29 protein-coding genes are annotated in these 20,523 nt (G+C 32.2%); 23 read left to right on the forward strand and 6 right to left on the reverse strand.

What is annotated here, in order from left to right:
• Positions 1 to 91 precede the first annotated feature (91 nt).
• The gene (locus BW939_RS13735) at positions 92 to 1,465 is read right to left on the reverse strand and encodes a chloride channel protein (RefSeq protein WP_076452593.1); all 1,374 of its coding nucleotides are present in this window, start codon (positions 1,463 to 1,465) and stop codon (positions 92 to 94) included.
• Between the two features lie 1,023 nt (positions 1,466 to 2,488).
• Positions 2,489 to 3,034 carry a hypothetical protein gene (locus tag BW939_RS13740; protein WP_076452594.1) on the reverse strand — a complete coding sequence of 182 codons (546 nt, stop codon included), beginning with the start codon at positions 3,032 to 3,034 and terminating at the stop codon, positions 2,489 to 2,491.
• 90 nt (positions 3,035 to 3,124) lie between these two features.
• Between BW939_RS13740 and BW939_RS13745 the strand changes: the two genes are divergently transcribed.
• The 16 genes from BW939_RS13745 to BW939_RS13815 all read left to right on the forward strand — a co-directional run bounded on the left by BW939_RS13745 (position 3,125) and on the right by BW939_RS13815 (position 12,514).
• Entirely contained in the window at positions 3,125 to 3,328 is a 204-nt protein-coding gene (locus tag BW939_RS13745; protein WP_076452595.1) for a hypothetical protein, read from the forward strand.
• A gap of 18 nt (positions 3,329 to 3,346) precedes the next feature.
• Positions 3,347 to 3,487 (forward strand): hypothetical protein, encoded by a 141-nt coding sequence (locus BW939_RS15890; protein ID WP_159439279.1) that lies wholly within the window; start codon positions 3,347 to 3,349, stop codon positions 3,485 to 3,487.
• 2 nt (positions 3,488 to 3,489) lie between these two features.
• A complete protein-coding gene (locus tag BW939_RS13750) occupies positions 3,490 to 5,562 on the forward strand; it encodes a hypothetical protein (protein ID WP_076452596.1) in 2,073 nt (690 codons plus the stop codon).
• 39 nt (positions 5,563 to 5,601) lie between these two features.
• Complete coding sequence (locus tag BW939_RS13755) at positions 5,602 to 6,477, forward strand: AAA family ATPase (RefSeq protein ID WP_076452597.1); 876 nt, start codon at positions 5,602 to 5,604, stop codon at positions 6,475 to 6,477.
• 4 nt (positions 6,478 to 6,481) lie between these two features.
• Positions 6,482 to 6,853 carry a hypothetical protein gene (locus BW939_RS13760; protein WP_076452598.1) on the forward strand — a complete coding sequence of 124 codons (372 nt, stop codon included), beginning with the start codon at positions 6,482 to 6,484 and terminating at the stop codon, positions 6,851 to 6,853.
• The gene (locus tag BW939_RS13765) at positions 6,850 to 7,188 is read left to right on the forward strand and encodes a hypothetical protein (protein ID WP_076452599.1); all 339 of its coding nucleotides are present in this window, start codon (positions 6,850 to 6,852) and stop codon (positions 7,186 to 7,188) included. Before BW939_RS13760 ends, BW939_RS13765 begins: the two co-directional genes overlap by 4 nt.
• A complete protein-coding gene (locus BW939_RS13770; protein WP_076452600.1) occupies positions 7,151 to 7,564 on the forward strand; it encodes a hypothetical protein in 414 nt (137 codons plus the stop codon). Before BW939_RS13765 ends, BW939_RS13770 begins: the two co-directional genes overlap by 38 nt.
• A gap of 32 nt (positions 7,565 to 7,596) precedes the next feature.
• Positions 7,597 to 7,866: a hypothetical protein gene (locus tag BW939_RS13775; protein ID WP_076452601.1), complete on the forward strand. Its 270-nt coding sequence runs from the start codon at positions 7,597 to 7,599 to the stop codon at positions 7,864 to 7,866.
• Between the two features lie 2 nt (positions 7,867 to 7,868).
• Entirely contained in the window at positions 7,869 to 8,126 is a 258-nt protein-coding gene (locus BW939_RS13780) for a hypothetical protein (protein ID WP_076452602.1), read from the forward strand.
• Between the two features lie 43 nt (positions 8,127 to 8,169).
• Positions 8,170 to 8,712 (forward strand): hypothetical protein, encoded by a 543-nt coding sequence (locus BW939_RS13785; protein ID WP_076452603.1) that lies wholly within the window; start codon positions 8,170 to 8,172, stop codon positions 8,710 to 8,712.
• 57 nt (positions 8,713 to 8,769) lie between these two features.
• A complete protein-coding gene (locus BW939_RS13790) occupies positions 8,770 to 9,186 on the forward strand; it encodes a hypothetical protein (RefSeq protein WP_123891569.1) in 417 nt (138 codons plus the stop codon).
• 51 nt (positions 9,187 to 9,237) lie between these two features.
• On the forward strand, positions 9,238 to 9,849 hold the full coding sequence (locus BW939_RS13795; protein WP_076452605.1) for a hypothetical protein: 612 nt from the start codon (positions 9,238 to 9,240) through the stop codon (positions 9,847 to 9,849).
• A gap of 88 nt (positions 9,850 to 9,937) precedes the next feature.
• Positions 9,938 to 10,438 (forward strand): hypothetical protein, encoded by a 501-nt coding sequence (locus tag BW939_RS13800; RefSeq protein ID WP_076452606.1) that lies wholly within the window; start codon positions 9,938 to 9,940, stop codon positions 10,436 to 10,438.
• Between the two features lie 26 nt (positions 10,439 to 10,464).
• Positions 10,465 to 10,755 (forward strand): hypothetical protein, encoded by a 291-nt coding sequence (locus BW939_RS13805; RefSeq protein ID WP_076452607.1) that lies wholly within the window; start codon positions 10,465 to 10,467, stop codon positions 10,753 to 10,755.
• Positions 10,756 to 10,778: 23 nt separating this feature from the next.
• Positions 10,779 to 11,942 (forward strand): hypothetical protein, encoded by a 1,164-nt coding sequence (locus BW939_RS13810; protein WP_123891568.1) that lies wholly within the window; start codon positions 10,779 to 10,781, stop codon positions 11,940 to 11,942.
• Positions 11,942 to 12,514, forward strand: a complete 573-nt coding sequence (locus tag BW939_RS13815; RefSeq protein WP_076452609.1) for a hypothetical protein — start codon at positions 11,942 to 11,944, stop codon at positions 12,512 to 12,514. The genes BW939_RS13810 and BW939_RS13815 overlap by 1 nt, the downstream gene beginning before the upstream one ends.
• Before the next feature lie 24 nt (positions 12,515 to 12,538).
• On the opposite strand, the gene BW939_RS13820 is transcribed toward BW939_RS13815, so the two are convergent.
• Positions 12,539 to 12,781, reverse strand: coding sequence for a hypothetical protein (locus tag BW939_RS13820; RefSeq protein ID WP_076452610.1), 243 nt, complete (start codon positions 12,779 to 12,781; stop codon positions 12,539 to 12,541).
• A 244-nt stretch (positions 12,782 to 13,025) separates the two neighbouring features.
• Here BW939_RS13820 and BW939_RS13830 point away from each other — a divergent pair, with 244 nt between their 5' ends.
• A complete protein-coding gene (locus BW939_RS13830) occupies positions 13,026 to 13,271 on the forward strand; it encodes a hypothetical protein (RefSeq protein WP_076452612.1) in 246 nt (81 codons plus the stop codon).
• A gap of 10 nt (positions 13,272 to 13,281) precedes the next feature.
• Positions 13,282 to 13,971: a DUF6046 domain-containing protein gene (locus tag BW939_RS13835; RefSeq protein WP_076452613.1), complete on the forward strand. Its 690-nt coding sequence runs from the start codon at positions 13,282 to 13,284 to the stop codon at positions 13,969 to 13,971.
• 77 nt (positions 13,972 to 14,048) lie between these two features.
• Here BW939_RS13835 and BW939_RS13840 read toward each other — a convergent pair whose 3' ends face one another.
• A complete protein-coding gene (locus tag BW939_RS13840) occupies positions 14,049 to 14,279 on the reverse strand; it encodes a hypothetical protein (protein ID WP_076452614.1) in 231 nt (76 codons plus the stop codon).
• A gap of 90 nt (positions 14,280 to 14,369) precedes the next feature.
• Between BW939_RS13840 and BW939_RS13845 the strand changes: the two genes are divergently transcribed.
• Together BW939_RS13845 and BW939_RS13850 are read left to right on the forward strand one after the other, a co-directional pair.
• Complete coding sequence (locus BW939_RS13845) at positions 14,370 to 14,564, forward strand: hypothetical protein (RefSeq protein WP_076452615.1); 195 nt, start codon at positions 14,370 to 14,372, stop codon at positions 14,562 to 14,564.
• A gap of 104 nt (positions 14,565 to 14,668) precedes the next feature.
• Complete coding sequence (locus BW939_RS13850; protein WP_076452616.1) at positions 14,669 to 15,097, forward strand: hypothetical protein; 429 nt, start codon at positions 14,669 to 14,671, stop codon at positions 15,095 to 15,097.
• A 212-nt stretch (positions 15,098 to 15,309) separates the two neighbouring features.
• Here the strand turns inward: BW939_RS13850 and BW939_RS13855 are convergent, their stop codons facing one another.
• Both BW939_RS13855 and BW939_RS13860 read right to left on the reverse strand, forming a co-directional pair.
• Positions 15,310 to 16,629: a dihydrolipoamide acetyltransferase family protein gene (locus tag BW939_RS13855; RefSeq protein ID WP_076452617.1), complete on the reverse strand. Its 1,320-nt coding sequence runs from the start codon at positions 16,627 to 16,629 to the stop codon at positions 15,310 to 15,312.
• A gap of 63 nt (positions 16,630 to 16,692) precedes the next feature.
• Complete coding sequence (locus tag BW939_RS13860) at positions 16,693 to 17,520, reverse strand: SAM hydrolase/SAM-dependent halogenase family protein (protein WP_076452618.1); 828 nt, start codon at positions 17,518 to 17,520, stop codon at positions 16,693 to 16,695.
• 126 nt (positions 17,521 to 17,646) lie between these two features.
• On the opposite strand from BW939_RS13860, the gene BW939_RS13865 reads away from it, so the two are divergent.
• The 3 genes from BW939_RS13865 (at position 17,647) to BW939_RS13875 (ending at position 20,248) form a co-directional block, all read left to right on the forward strand.
• Positions 17,647 to 18,603: a PhoH family protein gene (locus BW939_RS13865; RefSeq protein WP_076452619.1), complete on the forward strand. Its 957-nt coding sequence runs from the start codon at positions 17,647 to 17,649 to the stop codon at positions 18,601 to 18,603.
• A 261-nt stretch (positions 18,604 to 18,864) separates the two neighbouring features.
• Positions 18,865 to 19,371 (forward strand): hypothetical protein, encoded by a 507-nt coding sequence (locus BW939_RS13870; protein ID WP_076452620.1) that lies wholly within the window; start codon positions 18,865 to 18,867, stop codon positions 19,369 to 19,371.
• A 211-nt stretch (positions 19,372 to 19,582) separates the two neighbouring features.
• Positions 19,583 to 20,248: an outer membrane beta-barrel protein gene (locus tag BW939_RS13875; RefSeq protein WP_076452621.1), complete on the forward strand. Its 666-nt coding sequence runs from the start codon at positions 19,583 to 19,585 to the stop codon at positions 20,246 to 20,248.
• Positions 20,249 to 20,523 lie beyond the last annotated feature (275 nt).

Raw genomic sequence — 20,523 nt, forward strand, 5'->3', positions numbered from 1 at the left:
AGTGAATGTATTTATAATATGCAATATGTAATTGATATTTGTCTGAAAGTGAATGATGAATGAGCCAATTTTGATTTTTTCAGGCTTAATTTTAAATTTTAGAGTCATTTTCTGCCTTCTCGCTTCTTATCTCTGCAAGAAAATTCATTTTCAAAACATCATATAAAGAATGTCTGCTTACTAAAATGGAAAATAGAGAAGAAACCATTCCTGCTAGCATTAGATGAAAAATTAAAGAATGTCTATCTGTCATTTCTAGAACGATAATAGCCGATGTAAACGGAGCTCTCGTGATTCCTGTGAGAAATGCCACCATTCCTGCAAGAATTACAACATTGGTTTCATTTGGAGTTAAATGAATAATTCCTGAAATGACAGATCCAATACTAGCACCCGCTGTTAATGCCGGAGCAAAAATTCCGCCTGCACCACCCGAAGTGAAAGATAGGGCAGGACCCAACATTCTTAAAATCGGAACGTACCAACTTTCATGCTTATCTTGAGTGAAAAGTACACGCTCCATGATTTCTTTTCCGGAGCCTAAAATCTCACGGCTTACAAAAAATGAGATGCAGGCAATTAATAAAGCACAGCCCACAAGAAATAAAACGTTGGCTTTATCAGTTTTCAGTTTTCTTTTTTTCCAATCATTCATTTTCAGCATCGTTACAGAAAGCTGACTTGCCAGAATACCTGCAACCCCACCTACTAAAATTATTGGGAACATAACCATCAATGAAACATCATTGGTTTTTGGGTATCCTAAGTATAAATAGGAGCCGGCTAAAGTCTGCGCAGTTAAACCCGCAATAATCACCGCGGTAAAAAGTGCAGTTTTGAAATAATTGATATGTGTTTTTGATAGTTCTTCAACGGCAAATACAATTCCACCAAGTGGCGTGTTAAAGGCGGCTGCCAATCCTGCGGCAGCACCTGTCATAATCATATTTTTCTTTGATATTTTTGGCCACCATTCCGGTAGATATTCATTTACCTTTCTAAAAATAGAACCCGCAATCTGGATAGTAGGTCCTTCACGACCCACTGCACCACCTCCAATTACTAAAACAACAGAAGAGATTATTTTAAAAACAATTATTTTTAGGCTTAGAAGACTCCGTATTTTCTTATGTTCTTTTGGGTTTGCCAATTCTACCGCTGCCATTACCTGTGGTATTCCGCTGCCTTTTGCGTAAGGTGCGAATTCTTTTACAAGCCACCAAGAAAGTACAAAACCTACAGGAGCGATGAGGAAAATCATCCAATCGTGCCAGTTGAGAATGAAATGCAGTAAGTTTTCTCCCCAAGCAAATATTTTTGCGTACATCACTGCAAAAAATCCTGTAATTACAGAACCTATCCAAAAGGGGATTGCCTGAAGAAGATTGTTTTTCAGTTGTTCGTTTCGAATGTTGTCGAAAGATTTTTTTAAACCTTGTTTGATGTAGATAAATATTCTACGCATAGCTCAAATTTAAACTAATTTTTACGGATATGAAAATTTTAAATTTGATTAGGGTGGTTTAATTTTAGAATTCGTAAAAATTGCGATTTGGAAAAGTTGAAATAATATACCAAATCTTAAGAGCCTATTGAAATTTTAGCAAAATTATTTTCTTCAATTGTAATGTGCTAAATTGAGATGAGATTTTCAAGGTATTTTACCACTGTTCAGGGAGAAAGTAAAGAAAAAATGACTAAAAAATTAAATATAGAATCATTTTTCAACATACTCTAAACTGATTTCAAAGTTTAGGGTGTGCGTAGATCTAGTATATTTATTTTTTTATAGAATTTCTGATTTTTAGCTTGAAAAATATATTAAGGGGATAGCTAAATGTAAATAAAGTAACTCAATACAAAAAAGCCAAAAAAAGCCCTAAAACAGAGGGGTTTTGAGGGTTTAGGCTTCTTTGAATGGATTGGTCGAAATGTAAAGATTGTTCCATTAACTACAGTTATACTACCATTATAAACCGGATTTCAAAGCCTTGTAAACCGATTTTAAACTATAGTACGGTAGAAAAGCTAAATAATACTACTGAAGGCCTTAGAACGATGTTTTAAGGCTTTACTCATGTCTGAAATTTAGTAAAGATCTAAAACTTTTCTGCTGAAAATATTCTACTGAAAATACCTCTTTTTTTGAATGGATTATCAATTGGATTATCAATTGGATTATCAAAAGACAGTTTTTTTAGGTGTTGAGAAAGCATAAGATTTACAAAAAACGCAACGAAACAACATAAAAACACGCTCAAACGGTTGTTAATTTAAATTACCAAACAAATTGAAACGCTTATAAAACACTGATTTATAGTCATTTGTATTGGTGTTGTTGTTTAACGAAATAAAAAAGATATGTGTAATGCTGTATTTACGCTTACATTTCGTGTTTTTGGTGGTAAACGAAGACAGCCGTTAGTAAATTAATACTTAACGGCTGGTAGTGCTCTGCACGTATGTAGAACAAATAATTTTTTGATAACTAAAAATAAAATGGTTCCTTTAAATTCAGAATATCGGAAGTTTTAAGTATCATATTATTTATAAATCCAAATAGTTCGCTCCTAATAATAAATTGAACCTTATCAAAATCCTCCGGATTTAAAACATCAACTCCCAGTCTTATATTCTCATAATCTTTCTCCAAATCCCTGTAATAGTTTATTGTGTCGGTTTCCTTCTTGTCAAAATGATAATCGTTTTCATGCAATACACTTACGATAAAACTTAAAAATTTCATGTTATCAGTTAAAAGCAATCCCAAATCAGTAAGTTTTAGAAAGTAAGGATCTGCAAATCTATTATTTTTTTGAATTATTGTTTCAGTATTTTCTTTTATCATATTTCCTTCACCAGATATTAACCAATTTATATTAATATCCGGGTAAGCTTTGAGTATATAGTCTAATTTTGAAACGCCAATATCCTTCACTTTATCTAAAAAACCATTGGAAAGACCTGTTTCCTTATAAAATTTACTTTTTGTAATTCCTTTATAATCAATTATTTGAAGAATTCTATCTATCATAAATATGTTAAAATTAGATTATTTACTATTTTCTATGTAATTTATTAGATTATTTACTATAAATTTGTTGCATAGTTAAAACATAAGCTAATGCAAAATAACAAAATTATTGAGATTAAAAATAATCTTCCATTAGGCGGAATCAATGAATTGATTAAACGTACAAAATTATCCGGAATAACTATAAACAATATTCTTAAAGGTAAGCCTTGCAGGATGAAGAACATGGAAAAAGTAATTACCGAAGGCGATAAGATTATTTTAGAATACAAACAACTTACTAAAAGTGAATAAAAATAAACAATATATCACATGAAAACATTCTACACAACGATTACAGGAACGTATTTCAGATTGTATACTGATCTGATTGAAGAAAAAACAAAACACCTTTTGTTTTGGGGTTTGTTGTCTTTTACAACAAAAAGAATATACAGAAACGAAACTGCATAACGATGCCGAAATTTTGGAACAATACAAATAACATTGCTGTGACGGTTGAGGAACTGGTTCCGGAATTTTGGAGTAGTCAGAATGTTCTTTCGATGGAAATTAGTAGAAATAGAAATTCGCAATATGGTGTTAAAGCTTTACAGCGTGGTTGCAGAAATCGAAAATTAATGATTGATTTTGATTCTTTACCTATACATGTTCAAGATGCTTTAGGAGATCTACGTAAGATTGAGCATAATTTGCAGAACTGGTACAGAACAGATTCTGTAGCTGTAGATTTTTATACTATGTTTCGCCGTCCGGATGGTAATTCTTTGTTACCATCAGAACAGCAACGATACATTACAAACGCCAGTGTTCTTATATCAGTATTGCAATTTCGTGAAAAAGCCATTACGGAAAGAATTAAGATGGGAATGTCTCTAAAAGGTATTACAACATTCCTTTGCAATGAAAGCAACAGTTTTAACGAATACCTGGAAAGAAGAAAAATGCCTACACACAACCTGCCAACCCATCCGACCAGATTTAAAGAAGTTTTAAACAGCTTTGAAACGGATTTTAATTATAACGGAAAATTATTCCCTTACAATTATCTCACAATTGTAAAAGATGTGGACGGCAAAAGAAAAATAAATTCTTTAAAAGTTGACGACAGTGTTTTGAGCATCTTAAACGGTCTTTTTGCTACTCAATCACATAAACCGACAGCAACAGAAATACATGGTTCTTATGAAGCTTTTTTAAGTGGATATGCAGAGGTTTATAATGAAGTTACAGGCGAAATCTATAACCCAAAAGAGTTTCCTAAAATATCTGAATCTACAGTTAAGGCGTATTTGTCTAAATGGGAAAATAAAACAGCTACTTACAAAAAAAGATCGGGAGACCGTCAGCATTATATGTCACAATTTAAACCACATCATCAACTGGAAAGACCAACGTTTGCAGGATCAATATTTTCAATTGATGACAGACAGCCACCGTTCAAAGATCTTACAGGTAAAAGAGTTTGGTTCTACAATGGTTTAGATGTCGCATCCGGCTGTATCACAGTTTTTGTGTATGGAAAAACTAAAGAAGAAATCATCTTAAAGTTTTATCGTCAGATGATCCGAAACTACACTGAATGGGGCTTTAATCTGCCTTACGAACTCGAAGCGGAAAGCTCATTAAATATGCCATTTACGAAAACATTTTTACAGGAAGGATATTTATTTCCGGAAGTAAGGATAGAAGCAAATAACGCACGTGGTAAGCGGATTGAAAGGGATAACGGAATATTGAGGTACGGTATTGAAAAAAAACGTGTTGGATGGATTGCCCGACCTACTGCAAAATCAGAGAGTAATCAGAAGGGATCTGAAGAAGTTCCGGCAATACCTTATGATCAGATTATTGATAATGCCATTGAAGATATTTTCGAGCTTAACAATTCTGCTCATATGGATAATGCAGATGTAACCCGATGGGAATATTTTACACAAAACCAAAACCCAGAATTGCAACCGACCAACTGGCAGAAAATACTTCCTTTTTTAGGTTACAAAGTTGAAACATCGTGTAATGTAGGTTACATTAACCTACAAGGCAAAAAAAGAGCAATAGCAATGAACGGTGAAATTTCTTTAGGTGAAGATCTGATAAACATAATGAAAGCGATTGAAGGGAAAAATATCACTGTTTACTGGTTAGATGATAATCAGGGAAATGTTTTGAAAGCTTTAGCATTTTATAAAGAACGTTTTATCTGTGAAGTGCAGGAAATGCCAAAATACAACAGGGCTACCATTGAACAAACTGAAAATTGCAAAAAAGCGAGAATCATTCAAAGTTCATACGTTGCAAGTGTTGAAGGATTTATCAGACAGCAGGAAAAATCACTGCAAAAAATCAATATTGTTCACAAACCAAAACCCCAACCTCAAAACGGCTTTTTTATTCCAGGGATGAATCGCAAAACTTTTGTTCCGTCTGATCCGGCAACGGTGGAAACCGTGGATATTCCGGACGGTGATTCTTTTCCGGTTCTGCCATCGACTTCACCAAGTTGGAAAAATTCATTTTTAAAATAATTAGCCTTCAAAATTAACCAACCAATTAAAACCGCAATTATGATCACATCAGAATATAGAGATACCGTAAGAACCGCACTTTTAAGCCGTCGCACAAACTTTGGCGGAACAAACGCACAATTTGCAAAGATTTACGGTTTGTCCGGTGCAATTTACAGCAGACTTTCAAACGGTGAAACGGAAAGAATTATTTCTGACAGTCTCTGGATCCAAATCGGGCGTGAATTACAGATCAGTTCTAAAACTTCTAATTGGAAAGCTGTAAGAACAAAGGTTTACACAGAAATAGAAGACAGTATAAAGTTCTGCCAAGGATACGGTTCGTCTATGGTGTTGGTTGATGATTGCGGAATAGGGAAAACTTTCAGTGCAAAGAATGTTGTAAAAACGCTTAAAAATGCTTTTTACGTGGATTGTTCGCAGGCAAAAAGTAAGCAGTTATTTATTAAGCTTTTGGCAAAAACAATCGGTCTTGACAATAAAGGGAAATACGCTGATGTAAAGGCAAATTTAAAATACTATCTGAACGAACTGGATAATCCTGTAATTGTTCTGGATGAAGCCGGAGATCTTGAATACACAGCATTTTTGGAGTTAAAAGAACTTTGGAACGCTACGGACGGTTTTTGCGGTTGGTTTATGATGGGTGCAGATGGCTTGCAGTCTAAAATCGAAAAGGGAATCAATTCTAAAAAAGTAGGTTTTGCAGAAATATTCAGCCGTTTTTCTGATGAATTTATAAGACTAACACCTGTAGGAACTTCCGACAAAAAAGCATTCAGATATGAATTGTTAAGCCAGGTTGCAAAGGCTAATCATTCGGGATCTGTTCCGGTGGAAAATCTTGTAAAGCAGTGTTTAGATAAAAATACTACGCTAAGACATTTAGATACTTTGATAAAAATTAGTGCTTAGAAATATGATTATAAAAAAACTAATCAGAACAGGGATCTGTTTCAGCGTGATGAAAAGTTACAGCTATCTGACAAAAGCGAAATATTATCAAAATACAGAATACGAAATATTAGTACTTTCAGAAGATTTGAGAACCTTACAGGATGATGATTTCAGATTAAACAATGATGAAGCCGAAACGCCGAAACTTTGGAGTAATCCGAACGGTATCATATCCCGGACAATGACCACAAAGGAAATATCAGAGTTCAGAATGATGAAGGATGATTATTTCACAGAAGTTTTTAATACAGTCGATGGGATTGTATTTGAGTTAAAAACCCGCTCACTCAAGACTCTATTCAAAAAATCAAACAGAAAAAAGCCTACAGGATGAAAAAAAAAATAACGCAGGTTCAAAAGCAGGAAAATTATCTGAAAGATGTAAAAGAAAGATTCTGTAAACATTTTGATTGTACAGATCTGCAATATTGTGAAAATGAGTTTAAGCAGGGCTTGTTATGGATTGAAAACAATGGATATCCGGAAAGTTTTTCCTACTCAAAAACATTTTGGAACTGGTTTAAAATCGAAATGGCAGAACTATGTGAATCCTGTATGAATCAAGATAAAATTATAGAAAAATCTTTCAAGGATTTTCGTCCTTTTTCTACAACCTTAAAGCAAATTGAAAATGAAGCATTCAGCACAATTACACAAAAAACTGTATAGCCTTTACAAGGAAAAAGGTTTAACAGAAGATCGTCGGGAACTGGTTTTAAATTTTACTGACGGGCGAACCAACAACAGCTCCGAATTATCGACAAATGAAATCATTTCGTTTATAAGTTTTTTGGCAGGTGAAAAGCCTAAAAAGAAAAGTCCGGAACTGAACGTAAACAAACTTTTCCACTTATGCCATTTGTATGGATGGAAAAGGTTTGATGAAGAAAAGAACAAAAATGTAGTTGATACCGACCATTTAAATGAATGGCTTATCAAATACGGTAAATATCACAAGAAACTGAACGAACATACACAGCAGGAAATCAATAAAGTTACCATACAGTTTGAAATGGTAGTTAACAAACTTTTAAAAGCAATTTAAATAACTAATTAACTTTTTAATACTTCCCAAATATGCAAGGCGTTAACATCGAAAATATAAAGGATCTTAAATTCAGTTCTGAAAACATTGATAGATTAAAGGAAATTTACAAATTTCCGGATAGTGGGTTTAACACAATCATAGACTCAATAGACAAGCTTTTTTGCTGTTACATTGAAGTTTGTATAAACAGTGGTGAAAATATTACAATCGACGGTATTGATGTACAATATTTTAGAGATATAAAAATTGTCTTAGAGGTTTTACAGCAAACTTTTGAAAGTTCAACACTAAAAAATTAAACATGGAATCTACTACACAAAGTCAGCAATTATTCAATTTCAGTCCTGAGATTTTAGAAGAAATAAAGAGTATGCAGGATTATGATTATGATGGTTTTCTAGCATATTCACGAGCTATAGACAATCTTTTTTTTGAGTATATGATACGAACTGTAGATGATCCAGCAAACAATATAGGTATCACAAATTCAGATGTTTTTTGTATTAAACAAGTCAAAAGGCTACTGGAACTTTTACAGATCACAATTTCAGAAAAATAAAACAATATAATTTTTCATTAACAATAATTAAAATCATTACAAAATGAGCGATGCACAGCAAAAATTAGAAACGGCAAGGAATATTTATCAGTCTTTGCCATTAGAAAAACAATTGGAAATTAAAAAACAGCAACCGGATCTGTATCATGCAATTTACGGTGATGATGTAATTCCAAACACTTATTATTTAGAACCATTTATTGAAAACAATAAGACAGGTTTAGAGGGTGAAATTCCTAAAGAAAGCCAAAATGCTAATTTATCTGCGGAAATAGTGAAGGGTTTTAAAAATGCAAAATTTAGCAAAGTTCCCGCAAGCATTGTTGAAGCAAATGATCTGTTCCAGAAATTATCTATTGATACTCAAATGAGGATCAAAAAAGATAAGCCGGAAATTTACAATATGCTTTTCAAAGAAAATGTTTTTGTAGATACGTCTGCATTATCTGCATTTCTGAAGGATTATGATCCAAAGTATTTAGAAATAAAATCTATCAGAGATCTTGAAACGCTTTCATTAAGTGCTCAATTAGAATTCAAAAATAATTTCCCTGGAGAGTACGCAAGCTTTATGAAAATCAATTAAATGTTTTACAAAATTAATTCTTACTTACAACAATATAAAAATAATTTTAGAAAAAATATGGAAAACAATTTAGACAATTACAATCAAACTGTACAGAAAAACCAACAGGAAGAAGAAGAGCGTGTGAAAGCACAGCAGGAACTTGAAAAAGACATAGCAGAATATGAAAATTGTAGAGGTATTTTCAAGATGCTTTCTGCTGAAACCAGAATGATGATGGTAAAGACAAATAAGGCCATGTACGAAATCATGTTGCATAATAATTATCCGTATCCGAATACAAACGGTATAAGTTTAAGAACGATTAATAACCCAAGTTATCAATTCTACTTAAACTTTAAAGATATCTATCAACAGCGATTTTTGGAAATCAAAAATATCGAAGATTTTAATATTTTAAATCAAAAAGATAAAAATCATTTTAGAGAAAATTTTCCTGGTGAATATGATCTTTTACAAAGAAATGGTAAATAATTTTTACAAGACGAATTAGCAATTTTAAAACAACTAACAATTACAACCATAATGGATAGAATTTTAGCATATAAAAACACAGAATCAATTAACAACTGGGTTCATAGAATCAAAGAAACAGCAAACTTTGCACAGCCGTTCATAGATAAATACAAAACTGTTCCAACATTGCCGGAACTGGAAACTGAAGATCTTAACAATTTATTTATGAATCCTCGACAATTTTTTGTCTTAAAATTAACTGAGGGTGAAGTTTTGCAGATAGGTAAATTAAAAATGAGTTCTGAAAAAGTATTCGATTTCTTAGAAAGACCTTCCGGACTTGATGAATTGGTATCGTCATTAGAAGCTTTAAAAAATGACAGAAATTTTATCGGAGTCTATGCTGCAAATCTTGAATATGTAGATTTAGAAAACGGCGTTTTAATTCCAAGACAGACTTTTTTGAATGAAATTGATGAGTTGTACTCATACTATATTGATACTGAAAATCAACATTCCGCACTCGAATTGATTAATCAGATTAAACCCAATTTGCAAGCCTTAGTTTCGCTTTTGAAAGCCGAAAAAATGGATTCGTTAGATACAATATTTACCGGAACTGGATCCGGAAAAAACAGGATATACGGCACAAATCTGAGAGCTGTCTTAAACTCTTTCTGATTTATTTTTTTTCATGGATTATTGTAAGTAGCTCCGCTTTTGCGGAGTTGCTTTTTTTAAACATTTTAAATATTTATTAGTTAAAATAATGGATAAACATACACAATTAAAATTGCAATTAAAAAAGCTGATTGGTGCAGATCCTAACTATCCGGTAAGTGGTGTGATTAAATCTGTAGAAGAAGATACTTGTACGGTAGAACTCGAAGAAGGTTTTGAGGTTCCCGATGTAAAATTGAAAAGTACAGCAAACGGTAATGATAATTTACTGATCATTCCAAAGGTAGGAAGCATAGTAACATTATTGAGTGGCGACGGAACTGTAGACAATCTGACTGTGATAAAAGTTGACCAGGCTTCTAAAATTATTTTTAATGAAAATGGTTTGCAGATAGAGATTGACAGCACAGACAAAAAGGTGAGTATAAAAAACAGTGATGCAAGTTTGTTTGATCTATTCACAGATTTGGTAAACATTTTAAAACAATTTAAAGTTTACACCAATATGGGTCCTTCCGGAACTGCTTTACCGGATTCCGTTATCAGTATTACAAAACTTGAAACGGATTTTAAACAGCTTTTAAAATAGTTTTAAAACGCCTTTAAATTTTAACAATGGAAAATAAAAAAGGTAGAAAGATGTACACCCAGGCAGACAGAGAAAAAGCACTGAAATATTATTTGTTAGGCTTAAATCTGTTTGAAGTCTCAAAACTTACTGAAGTTCCGGAAAGAACACTGCAAAAATGGCAATATAAAGAAAGCTGGGTAAAACTAAAAGATTCAGAGAAATTAAGAAAAAAGGCTGTAGATCTAAAAAATTTCGGACTGTCAAATAAAAAAATTTCTGAAATACTTCTAATCAGCTCCACAACCGTTTGGAGATATTGTAAACAAAATAAATAAACATTTCTAGCATGCTATACCAAATGAGCCATTTTGTAGAAATTACAGATTCTAAAGGCTACTACATACCTAATCCGCCAATAACGGAAATAAATATAGAAAGAAATATTAAAAACCTCGCAGATTTTGCAACCGTAACCTGTGTTATTTTTGATCATAACCAACACATAAAGTTTAAAGAAAATGAAAGTTTTGATGATGATGGCAGTTCTGAACGTAAAATTTATAAACTGTACAAAAGAGGTCAGAAAATAAAAATACATTTGGGGTACGATAACAATTTAAAACTTGAGTTTGTTGGGTACATCAAAGACGTAAAAACAGATGAAGGCAAAATGGTTTTAGATTGTGAAGATGAATTGTTCATGTTCAGAAAAAAAGTAAAAAATAAAGTTTTCGGTACTTCAAATGTAAAAAGTATTTTACAGCATATTGTAAAAGAAATTAATCCAAAAATTAAGATTGTTTGTGATTATGATATGAGTTATGAAAAGTTTACGATTTACAAAGCTGATGCAATAGATGTTTTAAAACAATTACAGCAGGACACTGGAGCTGACGTTTATTTCAGATCTTCCGAGTCCGAAAAGATCGGGCAAAATTCTAATATTGCAGATATGTACGGTGGTAATTTAATTGACACAATAAATACAGCAATCGGACTACCTGCAATGTTTACGGAATTGTATAAAAAAAATAATGCAGAAACAACTGAGCTTCATTTTCGTATGCCATACATGAAAAAAAATACTGATCCTGTTTCTGTGTGCGATTATTCAATGCAACACAATGTAGAAGATTCACAACTAAATTACCGGAATACAACGGATTTAAAAGTAAAAATAAGGATCGTTACACACTCAAAAAGTGGTGAACGTCTGGAAGTGGAATTCGGACAGCCAGGCGGTGAAGAATTTGAATATAAAGTGAATCGTATAAGTAACGCCGAAATGAAGAAACGTGCAGAAATGGAATGGGATCGAAAAATGGCACCTGGTTACGATGGTTCTTTTACAACGTGGTTGATTCCGTACGTTGAGCCAAATTACAGCGTAGGTATTTATGATGAAGATTTTCCGGAAAAAGACGGTATCTATAATGTTGAAAGTGTAGTAACAAGATATAGTGAAGAAGGAGGTCAAAGAACTGTTACACCAGGAATAAAATTAAGTGCAAATAATAAATAATGTATTGTAAAACATCTCTGAAAGACATTGCTGTAAGCAATACAGGATCGGTCAAAAACCTAAAGACTAACCAGATTTTAAAAATTTCAAAGCGTGGATATTTTACTTATAATTCAAAGCCGATAAGCATCGTAAAATTGATGCTTGAAACTTTTAAGGATATCAAAATAAGAACAGGGCAAATTAAATTTATTGATGGTAATGATCAGAATTTCTTTGTAGAAAATATTGAATATAAAACTAAGTTGCAAAAAATCAGCAGACCTTCAGAAACTGCAATTTTAGAGATTATTAAATATTATTTTGGGAGTAATGCAAAAATTAATATTAAGGACGTTTTTAATTACCGTATGCAGTTGAAAACTGTTTTAGATTTGAGAGATTTTTTCAAAACACACAAAAGCAGTTTATTTATAGAGATTTTTGAAGATTATTTTTCATTTCATCTACCGAGCTTTTCAAACCTTGCGAAAAGAAATAATGTTACTGTAAATGATGCAAGAAGAACAGTTTATTTTTTTTTAAACAAACTTATTGAAGACTGTTATTCTGATAAAATTATAAAGCTGTGATCTGATCAGATCACAGCTTTTTTTTTAGAATAAATGTGGATGCGATTTTTCGTAGACTTCCTTCAGTTTATCAGCAAGATCAGAAATCTGATAATTTTCAGCAAACGATAGTAAATCTAAAATCCGAAAATCGTTTTCTGTATAATTTTCTGTTATGGAATTATAGGAGATCATCAGTGGTAAAAAATCCGGATATAATTCTTTGAATAAATCATATTGGGTAATCTTTGAAAGATCTAATCCTTTAAAATTATCGGCTTTTTTCATGTTAATAAATATACTAAATTTATTGATATAAAGCTGATTCAAACCATGGCAGGTACATTTCAAAAAAACACACTTATTAGATACAGAAATATCAGGGATCTTTATTTGCAACATAAAACAGAAGATATACCTGATACAGTGGTTTTGCGTAAATACATCTATCCTATACATGCAATCAGTCGCACAACATTAAATACAATTTTAAACACGCAGATTGACAAAGAACTGCTCAAATTTTCAACAAATGGAAGGTGAAAGAATCTATAAAAAATTAAGTAAAAGAGATCACACTGGATCTAATTCTGATAAGTATGCACAATTGCTACAAACAATATTTTTTCATTTATCGGGTAATAATGAAATAAAAATGTTTTACGAACTTCTTGATACAGCCCAAAAACAAAATAAATTCATATCAATTGATGATCCCAAAAATATAAAAGATGAATATTGTTTCTCTGATCTGATTATAACTGATAATTTTAATTAAAGCTTTATTTATGGAATTTAATAATAATAGTGTTTTTTCGAGTTTATTAAATAGTAAGTTAATAAGACTTGTTGAAAATGAATTTTCTGAACGTGTGACACCAATTTTAGATAAACAACCGTTACAGAACATTCCGGATGAAATTTATCAAGGTAGAGACTATGAAGCGGTTGAATTATGGATGAATGATAAAAGTAAATCTGAAAATGCTCAATTTTTTCCCTTATCACTAAAATGCTCAATAGATAAAGGTGAATGGTTTTTATTACCATGGGAACCGCTGATCAGTATTCAGGGAAATATTAGACAAAATCAAGCCCCACCAGCACAACATATTGGAACTATAAAAGATCGAAGATTAGTCGACGATTACGAAATTACAATTAGTGGTGCCTTTTACGGAAAAAAAATCAAAGGAGCCTATTCTGAAACGTATCCTCGTAGAGATATGGAGAAATTAAGAAATTATTTGATGTCTCCGGAAGCAATAGAGGTGAAATGTGAGTTATTGCAGCTTCTTAATATTAATAAAATTGCTATCACTGGAATGAGTTTTCCGTTTACAAAAGGTGAAAGTGTACAGGCTTATGAAATTCGGGCAAAATCGGATTTTCCGTGGGATTTAAATTATAAAAGAAAATCTAAACCAACGTTAGAAGTTGGAATGCCTACTGGTGAATTCATAAAACCTTCAGAGTAGGTTTTTTAATTAAAAAACTAATAACCATTTTATAAATGAAAAGGCAGGAATCTTAATAGATACCTGCCTTTTCTATTTTATTTAAGTGTATCGGCATCTTTTGAGCCTTCATCATCTAAGATAGTGATGTAACTGTTTTTTAAAAAACCTATTGTGAGATAGTGAGAATTTCCGGTAGCATCTTTTATGTTTGCATAAGTGTAACTACCATTTAAGCACAGTTGTATTTCCCTTTCTACACTCTCAAAATTCTTTTTTTCCACATCAATATTAATTTCTTTGTTTTCGTTGAAAATTTTTATAGTCATAATTAAATTTTTAGTGAACACCAATATAGTTATTTAGATATAATTATTAGAATAAATATTTTGAGTTTATTATTTTGTAATTTCGTATTTATGAAAGAAGAATTAACAACTAAAATGCATTCTGAGTTTTCAGTTTCAGTAAATACCGACATTAAACATAAGTGTTTTTGTGCTTTAAAAGATATGCAGATGTTTTCCTATTCTCTGGAATATGTTTGCAATATTTATAAAATCTCTAAATATGATATTGAAAAATATTCTTCGGAGTTTAATAAAACAGTTTAAAAGCATTCTTTAATATTTTTTATAAAGATTACTGCTAAAACATATTCACCAAACCTTATTAATCGAATTTACATCTAAAATCAGAACCTTCTTAATATTTTGTGATGAACTTAAATGAATACTTTTCAGAACGAACAACCGTAGATATAGCTGTTGTAAAATTAAATAATCAAAAAATCACTAAATCAATTTTAAAACAAATAAATATTTCTAATTACATTGATCACGAATTGGATCTTGATGGAAAAAAAATTTTAGGTTTGATAAAAGATAATAATACAGAATGGATTATTTACACATTCAAAAATAAATTATTTAAGCAAACGACTGATTTTATAATTGAAGTTGATAATATCTTATTAAGCCAAAATACAATTGCTGATATTGCTAATTTTATTTATGGATTAGATAATTATAATCCTAAACAAAAAATCAATACGATTTCTCAAGAAAAATTAGACGAATTTAAGCTCTTTAGGGTTAAAATTAAAGATTTTTATAATCTTCTACAGGACAGACAGATTTTCATCTAATGAAGGTTTTTAGCCAATTTAATGACCTTTTAAATTAGCTTTAAAAGGTTATTAAATTTAAATGCGTGTGTTTTTTTTCTTTACATTCCGTTCTGCCTAATTTTGCGTTTTGATTTGTCGATTATAAATATCCTCAAAAAAAAAACCTTCGAAAAAAAAAATCGAAGGTTTTTTAAAGAAGGTATCGAGTAAATATCTCATTACCGATTATATTATATCTCTGTGTTCAAATCCCAGTTTTGCAAATAATCATGAACATGTTTCAGCATCATTCCCCCTAGAGAGCCATCTACCACTCTATGATCGTAAGAGTGAGACATGAACATCAGCTGGCGGATTGCGATTACGTCGCCATCTTTAGTTTCAAGAACTGCAGGTTTTTTTACGATAGCTCCAATAGCCATAATTGCCACCTGTGGTTGCGGAATGATAGGCGTTCCCATTAAATTTCCGAAGCTTCCTACGTTAGAAATAGTGTAAGTTGCACCTTGAGTATCTTCTGGTCTTAATTTTTTGTTTCTTGCTCTGTAAGCTAAATCGTTGATTGCTTTTGCTAAGCCTGATAATGATAACTGATCAGCATTTTTGATTACCGGAACAATAAGATTACCGTCTGGTAACGCAGTTGCCATACCTATGTTGATGTTTTTCTTTTTGATAATGTTGTCACCGTTAATAGAAACATTAATCATTGGGAAATCCTGTATTGCTTTTACAATCGCTTTCACGAAAATTGGCATGAAAGTTAATTTTTCGCCTTCACGCTTTTCGAATATATCTTTATTCTTAGCTCTCCATTTTACAACATTAGTAACGTCTGTTTCAATGAAAGAAGTTACATGTGGAGCGATATGTTTTGCTTTTACCATGTTCTCAGCGATGATTTTTCTCATTCTGTCCATAGGAATGATTTCGTCACCTGCAGCTACAGAAATTGTAGCAGCTGGAGCTGAAGTTACAGCTGGTGGAATAGATATAGCTTGAACGGGAGCTGATTGTTGCTGAACTGGCTTTTGAGTCTGGTTTCCTCTATTGGCAACGTGCGATAAAATATCTTCTTTGGTAATTCTTCCTTCTAAACCGCTTCCTTTGATAGTTTGCAATTCAGTTTCAGAAATTTTTTCTTGTTGAGCGATTGATTTTACAAGAGGAGATAAATAAAGATCTCCCGAAAATTCTACATGAGAAGTAGCTGTAGGATTTAAAGGCTCTTCAATTGCTTTAATTGTGTCTGCATCTGGAGCCGAAGTTTCGGTTTTTACTTCTTCAGAAGTTGCAGTATCGCCTTCTCCTTCAATTTCTAAAATAGCAATAACTTCGCCTACTTTTGCAACTTCGTCTTTTTGTTTAAAGATTTTTACAATTTTCCCCGAAACTGGTGTCGGAACGTCTGAATCTACCTTGTCTGTTGCAATTTCTACTACCGAATCATCTTCTTTTACAACATCTCCTTCATTGAATAACCAAGTGATCACTGTAGCTTCCATCACGCCTTCACCCATCGAAGGAAGCAATAATTTATATTCTGCCATTTTTAAATTTTAGATTTTGACAAATATATAAAAAAAATCGGTTTTTTTATGAAATGTATAATTTTAAGAAAATTGTATGAATATTTTTTCGCCAACATTAAGGCCGAAAAGACTTTTGGCTCCGTTTTTTTTACTGCCTTTGTAGATCGTAAGTTCAAGTAAATCACTGTCATTAAAAATTGCAGCAGACTGCCCATGAAATTCGGTTTCGCGTTCCCAATCGGATACTACTTCTGTATGGGTAGAGTAGATTTTAGAAAGACTTAGATTTCTGAATTTTATGGTGAAGTTTTCTTGTCCGCGCACAATATTTTCAAAGTATTCTCTATTAATATTTGAGATTATATTTCCGAAATTATCAATGTACGTTACTTCGCCTACCATTATTTTTTCAGATTCATTATAAACAGGTTTCGGAAACGAAAGTTGTTTTGCAGACTCAATCTTTCTGCCTATTACCTCGGGAAGTCCACCATTGGCCAGATGTACTGCAACAGGTACAAAAACGTCGGTGGAGGTAAAGCTTACCACATCATCAAATCTATTGTTAAGTGTGATTTCGTAGATAGATTCTGGTTTAATATCGAAGAAAATAAGACTTAGTAAACCATTGTCGGCTGCCAAAAAGTAAGAGCCGTCTGCTTTGTACAGAATATTTTTTCTTGATTTATGATAAAAACTGTCTACCGAAAGAATGTGAATGGTTCCTTTTGGAAAGTACTTGTAAGCATTTCTTACGATATAAGAAGTTTGAATAAGGTTATATGCTTGTATATCATGGGTGATGTCTATACTATTTACTTCCGGATTCAACGTAAGAATCTTTCCTTTCATCGCTGAAACCCTGTAATCTAATCGCCCGAAATCTGAGGTAAGTGTAATAATTGACATGAATGAATCTGATAGAATTGCAAATTTATCTAAAATAAAAAGAAAGAAACCGCAATTGTTGATAACAATTTAATTTAAAATTGGAAAAAAACTTTTAAATTTAAATTCTAATATAAAAATATTTGCATGTTTGAATTAACGTATGATCTGGAAGGTATTGATGCAAAAAACTTTTACGGAGTTAATAACCAATATTTCAATTTGATAAAATCAAGCTTCCCAACACTTAAAATTACTGGGCGTGATCACTTTATCTTCGCGATGGGAAATCAGGAAGCCTTAGATATATTTAAACAAAAGCTAGATAATATAGTTTCGTTTATCTCTAAAAACAATTTTATAAGCCTGAAAGACGTAGAGAATTTTCTTAATTTGAAAGATGAAAATGAAAAGCACTTGGTGTTTGATCAAGATATTATCGTTAAAGGCGTCAACGGAAAAGTTATAAAAGCAAAAACCACGAATCTTAAAAGACTGGTAAAAGAGACCGAGAAAAAAGATATGGTTTTTGCCATAGGACCTGCGGGAACTGGGAAGACCTACACTAGTGTTGCTTTGGCTGCAAGAGCTTTGAGAGATAAAGAAGTGAAGAGAATTGTTTTAACAAGACCAGCTGTGGAAGCAGGAGAAAGTTTAGGTTTTTTACCCGGAGATCTTAAAGAAAAACTCGATCCTTATCTGCAGCCTTTGTATGATGCACTTCGAGATATGATTCCTCACGAGAAACTGGAGGGTTTTATGGAAAAAAAAGTAATTGAGGTTGCTCCACTGGCTTTTATGAGAGGTAGAACCCTAGATGATGCATTTGTAATTTTGGATGAGGCTCAGAATACAACGCACGCCCAAATGAAAATGTTTTTAACGAGAATGGGAATGAACGCTAAATTTATCATTACAGGAGATCCTACACAGATTGATCTTCCGCCAAGACAGCAATCTGGTTTAAAAGAAGCTATGAGAATATTAAAAGATGTAAAAGAAATTGGCTTTGTTTATCTTACAGAAGAAGATGTTGTAAGACACCCAGTAGTGAAAAAAATTATTTTGGCTTATAACGAAGAAGATAAACGAAGTAGAGATTAATACAGATGAAAAAAATATTTTAAAATTCAATGAATTGAGATATATCCAGAATCTTACTTTTTTTTCTGATTTTTTTAATTTCTAATTTACAGATGAAATTGTATTGGTTTCAGTAAAAGTTGAGTAAGCAATTTAATTCTACCTATTTTATATTAAAGTTTTTTATACAATACAGCAGGGCATTTTTGCTCTGCTTTTTTTGTGCGGCACCGCTTTTGTAGTGTGGTAGGCATTATAAAATAATTATTAAACTAAAAAGAAATGAAAAAGGTAGTATTGCTGGGATTTTTTGCATTGTTGGGGAATTTTGCTCAGGCGCAAGAAGGTTTTAAGTTGGGAGGTCATATTGGTGCTCCTGTGGGAGATGCTTCAGAAATTGCAGCTTTTACATTGGGATTTGATGCAGCATATATGTGGAATATAACAAAAGGTCTTGATGTGGGGCTTACTTCTGGGTATTCTCATTTTTTTGGAAAAGACAGATGGGAGGATTTTGGATTTATCCCTTTGGCGGCATCCGGAAAGTACAGATTCAATGGTCTTCCACTCTTTGTAGGTCTTGATTTGGGAGGTGCTATTTCTACTAAAGATGGTATTAATAGTGGTATTTATGTTTATCCCAAAGTAGGCTTTCAGTTGCCAAAAGCAGAATTGTATTTGGGGTACCAAAATGTAGGAAGCGAAAGAGGTGACTGGGAAAGAAGAGACAGAAGAATAGATTCAAATTTTGGAGCCATTAATCTTGGAGTCAATTTTTTTATTAAGTAAAATTGATAATAAATCAAAGATAGTTTTTTTCCGGTTGCAAAATCGGAATTTTTTTTTGAAATACTTGCTGATAATTAGTTTAAGTCATCTCAGTGCGATTTTTTGTTGTAAAAACTCAATATTCATGCGTGACATCAATCATGTTAACAAATTTTAATATTGGAAAATGTCATTATAAATTTGCCCTCAAGAAAGTATAAAATTATTCAAAATGAAAAAATTATTAATGGCTAGTGCTATCGCACTTTTCGGATTAGGAAATGCTCAAACTACTCCAGCTCCTATCGCTAAAGGAACTGTTTATTTGTCTGGATCTGTTGGGTATTCTCAAGTAGAAAGCAACAACGGAAACGACAAATTAGAGTCTTTCAATATTCTTCCAACAGCAGGATTCTTTGTTGCTGATAACTTCGCAATCGGTTTAGGTGCAGGTTTTGCAACAACTAAAGAAACTCAAATCACTACATCATTAACTACTGTTAAAACGGATGAATTTAAAACTCCAGCTTTGGTAATCGAGCCTTTCGCAAGAAAATACTGGACTTTATCTGACAAATTATATTTCTTCGGTCAATTAGCTGTACCAATGCAGTTTGGCAAAATCGAAAATGAGTCTACTTCTGTTACTACAATTGGAAGCACTACTTCTACAACTTCTACTTCTTCTGAGGCTAAATATACTTCAGTAGGTGTAACTGTAAAACCAGGTTTAGATTATTTCTTAAACAAAAACTGGACTATTGAAGCTACAATCGGAGAATTTGGTTACAACAACTTCAAACCAAAAGGTGGTGTTGCTACAAACAACTATAACTTCGGTCTTGATTTAACTGCTGTAACAATCGGTGTTAAATATGTATTCGGTCAGGCTAAATAATTAGCAAACCATTTATAAATTATAAATCCTGAGATTTTTCTCAGGATTTTTTTTGACTAAAAAATGCAAAACTGAAATCGAATTTTTAAGAGTTAAATTTGAATATCCCAACTATTTCAAAATCTGAAAAATGTCTCTAGTCTTGGTTAATTAATAGAATCGGTGATTATGGAACACTCAATTTTCTATAATAACCCATGTTTGTTAGTAAAAGAAAAACAAATTAAAGGTTTTTGAACAGCTGTAGCTTGCCGAACTGAGAAAGTAATCAATAC

It is taken from the genome of Chryseobacterium piscicola (assembly GCF_900156685.1).
Lineage (GTDB): Bacteria > Bacteroidota > Bacteroidia > Flavobacteriales > Weeksellaceae > Chryseobacterium > Chryseobacterium piscicola.